The organism is Nocardia mangyaensis (assembly GCF_001886715.1).
Classification (GTDB): domain Bacteria; phylum Actinomycetota; class Actinomycetes; order Mycobacteriales; family Mycobacteriaceae; genus Nocardia; species Nocardia mangyaensis.
Window position 1 is genome coordinate 3,944,774 of record NZ_CP018082.1, and the last position, 13,293, is coordinate 3,958,066.

Sequence of the window (13,293 nt, forward strand, 5' to 3'; positions counted from 1 at the left end):
CCACGACGCGATGGACACCGAAGTCATTGAGCCGCAGGCGATTCGCAACGTCACGATCATCGGGGCCCCCGAGCAGACGACCCGGATCGTCCACCGGCTGACCCGTCGCCGCACCGAGGCCGGGTCCGACACAGCCATGGTCCGGTGGATGACGGATCAGATCGATCACACGATCCGATTCGCCGAACTGTCGAGCCACGCACCCATCGCGACACTGGAGCGGTCCATTCGGGTGGCCGACGGGGTGATCGCGGTCATCAACGCGGCGGCGCACCGGACTCCCCTGCTCGAGGCGATCCTGCGCGTCGCCGACGACCACCAGGTCGCACGGCTGTGCTTGGTCACCGGGCTCGACCACCCCGCCGCGGACTTCGACCGCTGCGTCCGCACGATCGCGGACACCCATGGCGCGGTGCCGTTGCCACTGCAGATTCCACACGGCATCGGCCCCGAGTTCGAAGGCGTCATCGAGCTGATCCCGATGTGGACGCTGGAACCGATGGCCGCCCAGTTCTACGGCAACCATTGGACAGTCGCCGAGAAGTGGCATCGCGACCTCGTGGCCACGGTGCTGGAACAGGACGCGGCGCACAGCACCCTCGGCTGGCGCGAGATCTCACCCGGCCAGTTGTACGACCGCGTCCGCCACCTCACCCGCGTAGGCGATGCCGCACCCGTCCTCTGCGATCCGGCCCCATGCAGGGACATCGCTCCGGTCCTGGACGCCATCATCCGATATCTGCCCTCTCCCCTGCATGTGTGCCAGCCCGAACACGCCCTCGACTATTGACCGAAGGCGCCGCGGCTCAGGCCGCGAGGGCCTGGTTGCGGATCAGCTCGGCGAGCACCGCGGGGCCGGTGAGAGGCAGCAGATGGTTGTGCCCGGGGACGAGCGTGGTGCGCGCGTCGGGCAACATCGCGGCGAGGTAGTCGACCACCTGTGCGCGAAGGGCGGACTGTCCCCGCCGACGACGAGGTGGACCGGCTGCTCGATCCGACAGGCTGATTCCTCGTCGAACTGCCACGCGGCGAGCGCGGGCATCTCACCGCTGAAGCAGTAGCCGCAGTCGCGTTCGGCGCGTTCGAGACCGGTTCGGCCGAGCGCGGATTCGATCACGCTCCGGTGCGCCGGGCCGCACACCGCCGCCAGGAAGGTGTCGAAGGCGGTGCGCAGATCGCCGTGGGCGGCGGCGCCGATGACCGGGCCGATGACCGGGCCGAGCGCGGCGGCGACCGTGGCCCGATCCGCGGGCGGTAGCAGCGGGTCGATCAGCGGCGGCTCGACCAGGACGAGTTCGCCGACCAGGTCCGAATGGTCCAGGGCCAGCTGCATCGCGACCACGGTTCCGGAAGAGTGCACGAGGATCCGTGCGCGATCGATCGTCAAGTGGCGCAACAGATCCGCGCACTCGGCGGCGTGGTCGGCCACCGACATCGGCGTTACGGGCACGCGGTCGTCGTACCCGGTGCGAGTCACCCGGACGCGTCGTAGACCCGCGACCGCCGCCTCGCGCTCGAACGGGACGAACCAGTCGGCGAAGACGGCCGCGTGGATGAGGATGAGCGGCTCACCGTGGCCGCCGGAATCGTTGTACCGCATGGGAATTCTCGAGCTTCTCAGTCGGCGTAGAGCCGGAGCTCTATGCCGTCGGGGTCGAATCGGCGCCGACGCTCAGCCGCGCCGAGAAGACGAGGCTGACCAAGCGGCGGATCGTCACCGCGGCGGCGGACATGTTTCTCGGCCAGGGCTACGGCGCGACGACACTCGACCAGATCGCCGAACGCGCGGGCGTCGCCGTGCAGACCGTCACTTCCACTTCGGCAACAAGGCGACGCTGCTCAAGGAGGCACTCGACGTCGCCGCGGTCGGCGACGACGAGCCGGTCGCGCTGCTCGATCGGCCGTGGTTCCACGAGATGAGCGCCGAATCCAACCCGGTCCGGGTGATCGAGCTCTGGATGGTCGGCGGCCGCGAGATCATGGAGCGGGTCGGGCCGCTGCTCGCCGTCATCCGTGGCACCGTCGGCACCGATCCCGACCTCGCCGCGCAGTGGGAGGTCAACGAGGTCCAGCGCCGCACCGCGAACCGCGCGCTGGCCGACCTGCTCGCCGGTCGCGACGCCCTGCGCCGAGGACTCGCCGTCGAAGACGCCGCCGACCTGGCCTTTCTCATCGTCAGCGCGGAGAACTACATCCTCGCCACGAACACCCTCGGCTGGACGACCGAACGCTGGCAGCACACCACGGCCGCACAGCTCATCGCAGCCCTGCTCGACGTCCGATATCTGCCGTCTTCCCTGCACATCCATCAGCCCGAACACGCCCTCGACGACTGACGAACGCTCTCGATGGCCGGAACAGCCGCATGCCGACCTGTTCCGCTGAACCCTCGGCACACCACCGCCGAGGAGCGCCGTTTCAGGGGACGAGCTTGCCGAGGATGTCCCGCAGGGCGGCGCGCTCGGCGGCGGTGAGGCGTGCGAAGAATTCGTCGGCCTCCTTCGTCCTGGCCGCGGCCAGGGTGCCGAGGGTTCGCTCGCCCAGGGCGGTCACCGCGACGAGGATCGCGCGGCGGTCGGTCGGGTCGGGCTTTCGGGTGACCAGCTTCGCCTTCTCGAGGGCGTCCACCACCTCGGTGGCCGAGCGGGCGCTGATGCGCAACGCGTCGGCGACGGCCGAGAGGCGCAGGCCATCGTGTTCGCCGGTCACGCGCAGCGCCCGGGCCTGGTGGGGCGTCAGACCCAGCGGCGCGTACGCCGCCGCCCAGCGCCGACGGAGCGTCCTGGCCACCTGCATCACGAGGTCGCTCTCGTTGTCGGGCATGAAACTCGCCTCTCATTTGTTTACATAACCAGATAGTGAGGTAACCTCAGCATATCAGCACAGCCCAAAGGGGGTTGCACATGGAAGAATCTCCCCGCGGCGGCCGTACCCGCCGTCCCGACCCGGACGATCGCGCACAACTGCGCGACTCCCCCGTGTCCCTGCGCCGGATCACCGGACTCTTCGCGCCGTACCGGCTTCAGCTCACCATGCTGACCGCCCTGATCGTGGCGGCATCGACGATCAGCCTCGCCTCACCGTTCCTGCTGCGGATGGTGATCGATGACGCGCTGCCGCACCAGAACGTCACGCTGCTGGCCTGGGGCGTGGGTGGGATGCTCGCCGTCGCCGTGCTCACCGCGGTGCTCGGCGTCTGGCAGACCCTCATCTCCACCACGGTCGGGCAGCGGGTCATGCACGCCTTGCGCACCGACGTGTTCCGCCATCTGCAGCGGCAGTCGCTGGCGTTCTTCACCCGGACCCGCGGCGGTGAGGTCCAGTCCCGGCTGATCAACGATGTCGGTGGCATGCAGTCGGTGGTCACCAGCACCGCGACCTCCATCGCCAGCAACGTCACCACCGTGGTCGGCACCGCCATCGCGATGGCGGTGCTGTCGTGGCGGCTGTCGCTGCTGTCGCTGGTGGTGCTGCCGCCGGCGATCTGGCTGACCCGGCGCGTCGCCATGCTCCGGCGCGACATCACCGCCCAGCGCCAGCGCCACCTCGCCGACCTGCACGGTCAGGTCGAGGAGGGGCTCTCGGTGAGTGGCGTGCTGCTGGGCAAAACACTCGGCACCGGCCCCCTGGCCTCGGCCCACTTCGAGAAGAGCTCGCACGACCTGGTCGGTCTCGAAGTGCGCGCCCGCCTCGCCGGCCGCTGGCGGATGGCCACGATGAACATCGTCTTCGCGGCGATCCCGGCCGTCATCTATCTTGCCGCCGGGCTCCCGGCGACCAGCAGCGGCATGACGATCGGCACCCTGGTCGCGTTCACCAGCCTGCAGGCCGGGCTCTTCCGGCCGCTGATGAGCCTGCTCGACGTGGGTGTCGAGGTCACCAGCTCGATGGCGTTGTTCAGCCGGATCTTCGGCTACCTCGACCTTCCGGTGGAGATCGACGAGCCCGCCCAGCCGATCGACCTCGACCCGCGCGATGTCGTCGGCGAGGTCCGGTTCGAGAACGTCAGCTTCCGCTACGACGCCGCCGGACCCGATGTGCTCGATGACGTCTCGCTCGTCGTGCCCCCCGGATCGACACTCGCTCTCGTCGGCGAGACCGGTTCCGGCAAGACCACCCTCGCTTCACTCGTCGCGCGACTCCATGACGCGACCGGCGGCCGGGTGAGCATCGATCGCGTCGACGTCCGCGATCTGGAGCTGAGTACCCTCGCTCGCATCGTCGGCGTCGTGTCCCAGGAGTCCTACCTGCTGCACACGACCATCCGCGAGAACCTGCGTTATGCCAAACCCAGCGCCACCGACGCCGAGATCGAGCGCGCGGCCCGCGCCGCCCAGATCCACGAACTGATCGCCGCGCTGCCCCAGGGCTACGACACCGTGGTCGGATCGCGTGGTCACCGGTTCTCCGGTGGGGAGAAGCAGCGCATCGCCTTGGCCCGCACCCTGTTGCGCGATCCGCGCGTGCTGGTGCTCGACGAGGCGACCAGCGCCCTGGACAACGAGACCGAGCGTGCGGTGCAGGCCGCCATCGATGTGGTCGCCCAGGGCCGCACGGTCATCACGATCGCGCACCGGCTGAGCACCATCCGCGATGCCGATCAGATCGCCGTTCTCGACCGGGGCCGGGTCGTCGAACTCGGCGACCACGCCGCGCTGATCGAGGGCGGGGGCCGCTATGCCCGCCTCCACGGCGCCGCCGAGGTCGTGGCGGCCTGAGAATCAACCGCACCGGCAGCGATGAGTTCTGCGGCGATGCTCCGTCCTAACTGTTGACCGCGCCACCCACCGAGCGCGCACAACACGAAGGACAAGACCATGACCACTGCCACCCCCTCCGCGAACACCGCCGACGGCTCCACCTACCACCCCGGCAAGATCCGCAACCGCGTCCTGTGGACGCTGCAGATCGTGCTCGGCCTGTTCTTCATCATCGCCTCGGGCGGCCCAAAACTCGTCATCCCGAACACCCTGATGGAGAACGCGCCGGAGAATCTGACCATCCCCCTGGGGCTGCTCATCTTCATCGGCGTCGTGGAGGTGGCGGGCGGCATCGGCCTGATGGTGCCACGGGTCAGCGCCCTGGCCGCCATCGGCCTGTCCGTGCTCACCGTCCTCGCCGCCGCGACACAGGCTTTCATCGCCGACAAGCCCGCGATGGCGATCTTCCCGCTGGTACTGGCCGCGATCTTCGCCTGGATCGCCTACGAACGCCGCGCCACCATCACCTCGCTGCTGCGGTGAGCGCATCACAGTGGCAGTGAGATCACCGGACGCCTGGTCCGGTGATCTCACGTGTTCGCACCGCGAGCCGAACGGTGGGTTCGGCCTCGCGAAATCCCGCTCTCCAGAATGCTTTTCGTCATACCAGGAGACTGCAACCCTCACACCGGGGCACGGTCGACCCGACCTCAACGCGGGGCAGTCGTGATCATCCGGCTCGACCGCCGCAGCGCCGCGACGTACTCCTCTTCGATCCGCTCGACGATGGTGCGCACCGGTTCGATCGCATGGATCGGCTGGAGCCCCTGACCGGCCGCCCAGACGTCCTTCCATCGCTTCATCGACTCCGCTCCCGCGGTGTAGTTCTTCGCCCCGGTCGGCGGGATCAGGTTGTCGGGGTCGAGGCCGCAGGCGACGAGGCTCGGCTTGAGCCACGACGCGGGGGTGCCGGTGATGGCGGAGCTGATCACGAGGTCGTCGGGACCGTGGTCGACGACCATCTGCTTGTACCCGTCGACCGCCATGCTCTCCGCCGCTGCCAGGAATCGGGTACCCATGTAGACCAGGTCGGCGCCCGCGGTGACCGCGCCCGCGACACCGTGACCGTCACTGATGCCGCCGCCGATGATGATCAGCCCGTCGAAGAGCTCGCGCACGGCGGAGGTGAACGCGAAGGGCGACAGGTGACCGGTGTGGCCGCCCGCGCCCGCCGACACGCAGGCCATGCCGTCGACGCCGGCGGCGGCGGCCTTGCGCGCGAGGCGAAGGTTGACCACGTCGGCGATCACCGTGCCGCCGTACCCCTTGACGATGTCCATCACCGGCTTCGGGGACCCGAGGGCGGTGATGACGATCTGCGGCTGATATTCGGCGACGAGACGCAGGTCGTCCGCGAGACGCGCATTACTGCTGTGCGTGATCACGTTCGCCGCCCACGGGGCGACCCGACCCTCGGTGGCCGCCGCTGCGCGCAGCGCGTCGGTGATCGATCCCATCCAGGTGTCGAGGTCGGCCGCGGTGCGGCAGTTCTGCGTCGGGAACGATCCGACGACGCCCGCGGCACAAGCCGCGGTGACGAGCTCCGGGCCGGACACCAGGAACATCGGCGCCGCGACGACCGGCAGGCGCAGGGTGGACAGGAACGAGTCGGCCATGGCGTTTCCTCTGTCGGGGTCTGTCAGGGTTGGGGTGAGTTCACGATGCGGCGCGAGCGAGGGCGTCGAGCAGCGTTGCCGCCGCGACCCGATCGACCTTGCCCAGCGCGGTCACCGGCAGCCGGTCGACGCGGTGCGCGGCCTTGGGGCGCTTGTAGTCCGGCAGCCGCGTCCGGCTCTCCGCCAGCACGACGTCGCCGTCGACGTGCGCGCCGACCGCCGAGGTGTACGCGGCGACGATGCGCTGGCCCCACACCTCGTCGGGCAGCCCGACGACGACGACGTCGTCGACCCCGGGGATCGCGGAGATCGCCGCTTCCACCTCGCGGGGATAGACGTTGTACCCACCGGTGATGATCATGTCCTTGCTGCGGCCGGTCAGGTGGATGTAGCCGTCGAGGTCCCGGTAGCCGAGGTCACCCGTATGCAGGCGCCCGTCGACGTGGCTCTTGCCCAGATCCGTTCGCGTGCCCGCGTTGTGATAGCCGGGGCTGACCGCGGGGCCCGCGACGACGAGCTCGCCGATCTCTCCGTCGGGAACCGGGTCGCCGTTCGCGGCGACCCTGATGGCCGCCGCTGGGCAGGCCCGCCCCACCGACTCGAGCAGATCGGCGTTGCCGATCACGCCGCGGTGATGGTCCGCCGCGGTCAGCACCGTCAGGGGCGGGATCGCCTCGACCATTCCGTAGTACTGAACGAGATTCGGGGTGATGCGGTGATACGCCTGCCGGATGTGCTCGACCGGCATCGGGGCGCCCGCGTACGCGAGCATGCGCAGGTGCCGCAGCACCGACAGCCGGTCGTCATCGAAGTCGAGCAGCCGGGCGATGACCGTCGGCACCAGCGCGGTGTGCGTCGCGGCGTGTGCCTCGACGGCGTCGAGGAGGCCCGCCGGGCCGAGGTGATCGAGAAGCACCTGGCGTCCGCCCGCCTCGAGGAACGGCAACACGAACAGCCCACTGGTGTGGATGACGGGGCCCGCGTGCAGGAACACCGCGGGGTCGGCTCCGTCGAGGGTGCCGGCGAGCACGTGGTCACGCATCGCGGCGAGCGACGCCAGCCGGTTCGCGTGCGTCCGCTCGGCCCCCTTCGGGACCCCGGTGGTTCCGGACGAATAGTGCAGCGCGCACAGCGAGTCCGGCGCGGGCGCCGGCATTCCGGCATGGTCGGCGAGACCGGTCGCCAGCTCTTCGAGCGAAGGCGCGGCCGACGCACTCGGGTCGACGGTGATCACGGTCGAGGTCGTCCGCGCGACCAACTCGGCCGCTCCGTCGACCCGAGGATCGACGATCAGGGCGTCCGGCGCACTGTCCCCGACGACACGTTCCCAATCCGCCGGGCCCACACGCGGATTCAGCGACACTCGGACGAAGCCGCCGAGCGCCAGCGCGAGATCGACTTCGACGGCCTCGACAGAGTTGCCGAGCAGGACGACGACTCGGCTGCCCACCGCGATGCCGAGGCCGCGCAAGCCTCCGGCCAGCGCGTGTGCCCGGTCCGACAGTTCGGTGAACGTCCGAGTCCCGCGGCTGTCCTCGATCGCGATCGCGGGCCCGTACCGATCGGCCGCGGTGCGAACCACGTCGGCTATGGACATGAGACTCCTCCCATTCGCTACAGTTATTGAAGTAGACAACGACGGGCGGATTTCCGCAAGGCCGCGCACCCAGGAGGAGCCTCATGACCGAACGCCATTCCCCCCGCGACCGACGCGCGCCGTGGGTGATCGATGCGGTCCGGACTCCGTTCGGCGCGGTCCGCGGCGCGCTCTCCCACATCCGGGCCGATGATCTGGCCGCGCTGCCGATCGCCGCGTTGGCCCGCAGGCATCCGAGCCTCGATCCCGGCCGGATCGACGACGTCATCTGGGGAAATGCCAATGGCGCGGGCGAGGACAACCGCAATGTGGCGCGGATGGCAGTGCTGCTCGCGGGACTCCCGCACACCATCCCAGGCGTGTCGGTCAACCGGCTGTGCGGCTCCGGCGCCGAGGCGGTGCTGTCGGCGGTCCGGCGGGTCGCCGTCGGTGACGCCGAGATCGCGATCGCGGGCGGCTCGGAGAGCATGAGCCGCGCGCCGTACGTGCTCCCGCCGGTGGACTCCGCGTTTCCACGCAAGATCGAACTCATCCCCACCACCGTCGGGTGGCGCATGCCCAACCCCCGCTTCCCCGCGACCTGGGTCGAGACTCTCGGCAGGTCGGCGGAGTTGGTGGCGCAGCAGCTGGGCATCGGGCGCGTCGAGCAGGACGAATGGGCGCTGCGGTCCCATGAGCTGGCGGGCCGGGCGTGGACCGCCGGCGTGCACGACGGCTTCGTCACGCCACATCCGGGCCTCGACCGCGACGAATCGATCCGCGTGACCGACGCGGCAACCCTGGCCGCCCTGCGTCCCGCCTTCTCGCGCGACGGCAGTGTCACCGCCGGGAACTCGTCGCCGATCAATGACGGCGCGGTCGCGGCACTGGTCGGCACCGGTGCCGTCGCCGACGAACTCGGCGTCGAACCGCTCGGCCGGGTGGTGAGCTCGGCGGTGGTCGGGGTCGAGCCCGACAAGTTCGCGCTGGCGCCGGTGCCCGCCATCGCGAAAGCGCTGGACCGCGCGGGACTCGAGCTCGCCGATGTTCGAGTACTCGAGCTCAACGAGGCGTTCGCCGCCATGGTCCTGTCCTGCCTGCGCGAGCTCCCCGGCATCGCGGCCGATCGGGTCAACCCCTTCGGCGGCGCCATCGCCCTCGGCCATCCGCTCGGCGCGTCGGCGGCTCGGATGGTGGTCGATTGCCTGCGCCATCTGCGCCGGCTGGGCGGCGGTGTCGGCGTGGCGGCGGCCTGCATCGGTGTGGGGCAGGGCATCGCTATTGTGTTGGAGGCCTGAGCACACGATGCGATCGTCGCGGGCAGGACCGGGAGGTGGATGAGGTGACCGAATCCGGGACCACCGCACCGCAGAGCCCGGTCGCCCAGACGATCGACCTGCTCGGCGACCGGCTGACCCTGGCCATCCTGCGCGAGGCCTTCGTCGATCACGCGCGCCGCTTCAGCCAGTGGATCGACCGCACCGGCGCCCCGCCCGCCATGCTGACCGCACGTCTGACCGCGCTGGTCGAGGCGGGCCTGATGGAGCGAAGGCCACAGCAGAACGGTGGCGACCGCCACGACTACCTGCTGACCGAGCTCGGCATGGCGACGTGGGAGATCTTGGCCAGCGTCTGGGCCTGGCAGCGCGAGTGGTCCCCCGAAGGACTGGTGCAACCCGAGCTGGTGCACATCGACTGCGGCCATCGGGGACCACCGGCGCTGATGTGCGGGCACTGCGGCCGCGCCGTCGGCACCCGGGATGCCCAGCTCGAACTCGACCGCGCGTCGCTGGTCCTGGTGGCCCGCAGCGGGCGACGGCGATCGACCCGCAATGCCCCGTCGGTGAGTCGCGTCGACCTGCAATTCACCGAGGTCATGGAGGCGATCGGGGACCGCTGGAGCGCCATGGTGACCGGCTTGGCACTGTCGGGGGTGCGCCGCTTCGGTGAATTCCAGTCCATTCTGAGCATCTCGCCGACGACACTCACCGAGCGGCTGGGACGGCTGTCCGAGATGCAGATCCTCACCCGGAGCGAACGCGGCGGCGGCCGCGAATACGTGCTGACCCCGCGCGGCCGGGGACTGTTCCCGATCTTCGCTTTCCTGCTGTCGTGGACGGAGCTCGCGCATCCCGACGCACTCCCACTCGGCCCGAGACTCCGCCACCCCGACTGTGGTTCGTGGCTGCTTCCCGCGCTGCGCTGCCGCGGTTGTGAGGTCGCGATGGAACGCACCTCCGTGCGCTTCGAACCTTTCCCGTTCGGCACTCGGCTTCCGCGCTAACTGGACCGTCCCGCCCCTCTCGAACGGTCCGGCATCGGTCGACCGTTGACAATTCGTGCTGTGTCCTGCTTCACTTCAATAACAGTAGTTTGATCGGGCACAGCGGACATCCGATTCCGCACCTGCCGATCGCTGACTGATCTCGCCACACATCTGCTGACACAGGAACGAGCGCCGATGTTCTTCGAAACCCACCTCGAACTGCTGCGGGCGGCGGCGCAGGCCAACCGCACCCGCGTCGCCTGGACCGGGTACGCGCCCATCACCCCGCCCGACCTCGCGCAGGCCGATGCCGTCCTCGCCACGTTCGACGGTGCCACCCTGGCGCTCTCGTCGCCGACCGGCTCGGTGATCACCGCCGACGAGATCTCGCCGTACACCGGGAAGGCGCTCAACGTCAGCTACCGCGCACCATCGGTCGACCAGGCACTGGCCGGTGCGGCGGCCGTCGCGGCCACCCTCCGCGACGCCGACATCGAGCGCCGGGTCGGCGTGTGTCTGGAGGCGCTGCACCGAATCCACCAGCGCGGACCGGAGTTCGCGGCGGTCACCGCGCACACCACCGGGCAGAGCCTGAGCATGGCCTGCAGCGGAAGCGGGACCAACGCCCTCGACCGGGGCCTGGAAGCGGTGGCGATGGCCTGGTCGGCCATGACCCGAGTACCCGGACAGGTGAGCTGGCGGCAGCGATTCGGCAAGTCGGAGGTGACCCTGCGCAAGCGATTCCGGATCCGCCCACTCGGTACCGCACTCGTCGTCGCCTGTGCCTCGTTCCCCGCGTGGAATGCCTACCCGGCGATCCTGGCCAACCTCGCGACGGGAAACCCGGTACTCGTCAAGCCGCATCCCCGCTCGGTCCTCGCGACCGCGCTCGCCGTCGGGGTGATCCGCGAGGTGCTGACCGAAGCCCAGCTGCCCGCCGACGCCGTCCAGCTGGTTGTCGACACCGCCGAGGCTCCCGTCGCAGGTCAGCTCGCCACCAGTCCCCAGGTGCGGATCGTCGACTTCACCGGCAGTCCCACGTTCGGGTCGTGGCTGGAGCGAAACGTCCCGAACACCCTGGTGTTCACCGAGACCGCGGGCGTCAACACCGTTGTGCTCGATTCGGTTTCCGACCTGTCCGCGGCGATGCGCACGCTCGCCGGCGGTCTCTCGCTCTTCAGCGGCCAGATGTGCACCACGCCGCAGAACATCTACATCCCCGACGCGGGGGTGCGCACGGACGCGGGCGTGGTCGCCCGGGACGACGTCGTCGCCGCGCTCCTGTCCGCGATCGACGATCTGGCGGGCGCGCCGCGCCGCGCCGCGGCCGTCTGTGGCGCGCTGCAGTCCGAGGCGACGCTGCACTCGATCACCTCGCTCACCGACGCGGCCGAGGCGAACGGAACCCTGCTGCGCAGGCCGGTACCGTATGTCCACCCCGACTATCCCCAGGCCAGGGCGGTGACCCCGCTGGTCGTCCGGGTCGACCCCCGGCAGGGAGACACGCTTCCCGACGGCGAGCAGTTCGGTCCGGTCGCGTTCCTCGTCGACTGCGCCGACACCGTGTCCGCGGTGGCGCACGCGACCGCGAGCATCCGCGGCCACGGCGCGATCAGCTCGTACCTCTACTGCACCGACGACGCCGTCATCGACGAGGTGGCCGACGCGTACGCCGATGCCGGCGCTTCCCTCTCGGCGAATCTGGTGTCCTCGATGCCCATGCAGTTCGCGGCCGCCTACAGCGACTACCACGTCACCGGGCTCAACCCGGCGGGCAACGCGACCCTCACCGACGAGTCGTTCATCGCCGGGCGATTCCGCATCGTCCAGGACCGCCGCCAGGTCGAGGGAGCGTGACCGTGTCCCAGTTCTCCTCCGGTGTCTACATCTACGACGCGATCCGCACGCCGAAGGCCCGGGTCCGCCGTCGAGGCGGCACCTTCGCCGACGTACCCGCGCACGAACTGCTCGCCCAGTTGCTGTCGGCCCTGCGGGATCGCGGGCTTCCCGCCGACACCGTCGACGACGTCATCGTCGGCACCAGCACGGCTGTCGGTGAGCAGGGCGGCAACGTCGCCAGGGCAGGCGTGCTCTGGGCGGGCTGGCCCGACCACATCGGCGCGGGAGTGGTCTCGCGGCTGTGCTGCTCGGGGCTGGACGCGATCGAGTCCGCCGCGGCCAAGGTGGCCTCCGGTATCGCCGATGTCGTCGTCGCCGGTGGCGTCGAGTCGATGTCACGGGTGCCGATGCTGTCGGACCGGCCCGCCTTCGTCGGCGACGAGGAACTCGGCGACCGCACGGGCTACGTCACCATCGGAGTTTCCGCGGACCTCACCGCGGCCGAATACGGTTTGACCAGAAACGATCTCGACTCCTACGCGGTCACCTCGCACCAGCGCGCCGCCGCGGCTCCGCCGTCCCGGTCGGTGATCGCGGTCCGATCGGGCGACACCACGATCCTCACCGCCGACGAGGGCCCCCGACCGGACCTCAGCCTCGAATCCCTCGGCGAGCTCGCTCCCCTCTTCGGCGAGGACCCGTCGTGGCGCAGAGTCGCTGTGCGCCTACCCGGCGTCGAGCGACCGACGGGCGGACTGCACACCGCCGCCACCGCTCCGCAGCTGGCCGACGGTGCGGCCGTGGCGGTGTTCGGATCCGCGGCTGCTCGCGGCAGGCTCGGCAGCGAGCCGATCGGGGAGGTGGTCGGCGTAGCCCAGGCCGCTGTGCGCTCGCCGCTGCTCACGGCCTCGGTCGCCGCCTCCCGGCGCGCCATCGCGAGAGCCGGGATCACCGCGGGACAGCTCGACGTGATCGAGGCGAACGAGTCCTTCGCCGCGTCCGCCCTGGTGATGACCAGGGAACTGGGGCTCGATCCGGTCAGGGTCAATCCCCTCGGTGGGTCACTGGCCACCGGCCACCCACTGGGCGCGGGCGGTGGAGTCCTGCTCGTCAACGCCCTCGACCAGCTCGCCCGGGTAGACGGCGAACACGCCCTCGTGACCATCCCGGCGGCGCTCGGCCTCGGCGCCGCCGTCGTCGTCCGCCGACTCCGATGACCGGCTCCCCCACATCACC

The 13,293-nt window shown here is 70.1% G+C and carries 13 protein-coding genes; 9 read left to right on the forward strand and 4 right to left on the reverse strand.

Going from position 1 to position 13,293, the window contains the following annotated elements; translation table 11 throughout:
- The first annotated feature begins 10 nt into the window (after nucleotides 1-10).
- On the forward strand, nucleotides 11-790 hold the full coding sequence (locus BOX37_RS17755; RefSeq protein ID WP_071928636.1) for a GTP-binding protein: 780 nt from the start codon (nucleotides 11-13) through the stop codon (nucleotides 788-790).
- Between the two features lie 42 nt (nucleotides 791-832).
- Here BOX37_RS17755 and BOX37_RS17760 read toward each other — a convergent pair whose 3' ends face one another.
- Nucleotides 833-1,600, reverse strand: a complete 768-nt coding sequence (locus BOX37_RS17760) for an alpha/beta fold hydrolase (protein ID WP_206045675.1) — start codon at nucleotides 1,598-1,600, stop codon at nucleotides 833-835.
- Nucleotides 1,601-1,731: 131 nt separating this feature from the next.
- Here BOX37_RS17760 and BOX37_RS35960 point away from each other — a divergent pair, with 131 nt between their 5' ends.
- Nucleotides 1,732-1,920 (forward strand): TetR family transcriptional regulator, encoded by a 189-nt coding sequence (locus tag BOX37_RS35960; RefSeq protein ID WP_206045676.1) that lies wholly within the window; start codon nucleotides 1,732-1,734, stop codon nucleotides 1,918-1,920.
- On the forward strand, nucleotides 1,917-2,336 hold the full coding sequence (locus BOX37_RS17765) for a hypothetical protein (RefSeq protein ID WP_206045677.1): 420 nt from the start codon (nucleotides 1,917-1,919) through the stop codon (nucleotides 2,334-2,336). The genes BOX37_RS35960 and BOX37_RS17765 overlap by 4 nt, the downstream gene beginning before the upstream one ends.
- Before the next feature lie 82 nt (nucleotides 2,337-2,418).
- Here the strand turns inward: BOX37_RS17765 and BOX37_RS17770 are convergent, their stop codons facing one another.
- Nucleotides 2,419-2,823: a MarR family winged helix-turn-helix transcriptional regulator gene (locus BOX37_RS17770; RefSeq protein ID WP_071928637.1), complete on the reverse strand. Its 405-nt coding sequence runs from the start codon at nucleotides 2,821-2,823 to the stop codon at nucleotides 2,419-2,421.
- An 80-nt stretch (nucleotides 2,824-2,903) separates the two neighbouring features.
- Between BOX37_RS17770 and BOX37_RS17775 the strand changes: the two genes are divergently transcribed.
- Together BOX37_RS17775 and BOX37_RS17780 are read left to right on the forward strand one after the other, a co-directional pair.
- Nucleotides 2,904-4,718 carry an ABC transporter ATP-binding protein gene (locus BOX37_RS17775; protein ID WP_071928638.1) on the forward strand — a complete coding sequence of 605 codons (1,815 nt, stop codon included), beginning with the start codon at nucleotides 2,904-2,906 and terminating at the stop codon, nucleotides 4,716-4,718.
- A 99-nt stretch (nucleotides 4,719-4,817) separates the two neighbouring features.
- The gene (locus BOX37_RS17780) at nucleotides 4,818-5,243 is read left to right on the forward strand and encodes a DoxX family protein (protein WP_071928639.1); all 426 of its coding nucleotides are present in this window, start codon (nucleotides 4,818-4,820) and stop codon (nucleotides 5,241-5,243) included.
- 167 nt (nucleotides 5,244-5,410) lie between these two features.
- Here the strand turns inward: BOX37_RS17780 and BOX37_RS17785 are convergent, their stop codons facing one another.
- Nucleotides 5,411-6,376: an NAD(P)H-dependent flavin oxidoreductase gene (locus tag BOX37_RS17785; RefSeq protein ID WP_071928640.1), complete on the reverse strand. Its 966-nt coding sequence runs from the start codon at nucleotides 6,374-6,376 to the stop codon at nucleotides 5,411-5,413.
- 40 nt (nucleotides 6,377-6,416) lie between these two features.
- Nucleotides 6,417-7,973, reverse strand: coding sequence for a class I adenylate-forming enzyme family protein (locus tag BOX37_RS17790; RefSeq protein WP_071928641.1), 1,557 nt, complete (start codon nucleotides 7,971-7,973; stop codon nucleotides 6,417-6,419).
- A gap of 83 nt (nucleotides 7,974-8,056) precedes the next feature.
- Between BOX37_RS17790 and BOX37_RS17795 the strand changes: the two genes are divergently transcribed.
- The 4 genes from BOX37_RS17795 (at nucleotide 8,057) to BOX37_RS17810 (ending at nucleotide 13,274) form a co-directional block, all read left to right on the forward strand.
- The gene (locus BOX37_RS17795) at nucleotides 8,057-9,250 is read left to right on the forward strand and encodes a thiolase family protein (protein WP_071928642.1); all 1,194 of its coding nucleotides are present in this window, start codon (nucleotides 8,057-8,059) and stop codon (nucleotides 9,248-9,250) included.
- 44 nt (nucleotides 9,251-9,294) lie between these two features.
- Nucleotides 9,295-10,236: a winged helix-turn-helix transcriptional regulator gene (locus BOX37_RS17800; protein ID WP_071931612.1), complete on the forward strand. Its 942-nt coding sequence runs from the start codon at nucleotides 9,295-9,297 to the stop codon at nucleotides 10,234-10,236.
- Nucleotides 10,237-10,413: 177 nt separating this feature from the next.
- Entirely contained in the window at nucleotides 10,414-12,075 is a 1,662-nt protein-coding gene (locus BOX37_RS17805; RefSeq protein WP_071928643.1) for an aldehyde dehydrogenase family protein, read from the forward strand.
- Nucleotides 12,072-13,274, forward strand: coding sequence for a thiolase family protein (locus BOX37_RS17810; RefSeq protein ID WP_240504919.1), 1,203 nt, complete (start codon nucleotides 12,072-12,074; stop codon nucleotides 13,272-13,274). The genes BOX37_RS17805 and BOX37_RS17810 overlap by 4 nt, the downstream gene beginning before the upstream one ends.
- The last annotated feature ends 19 nt before the right edge of the window (nucleotides 13,275-13,293 follow it).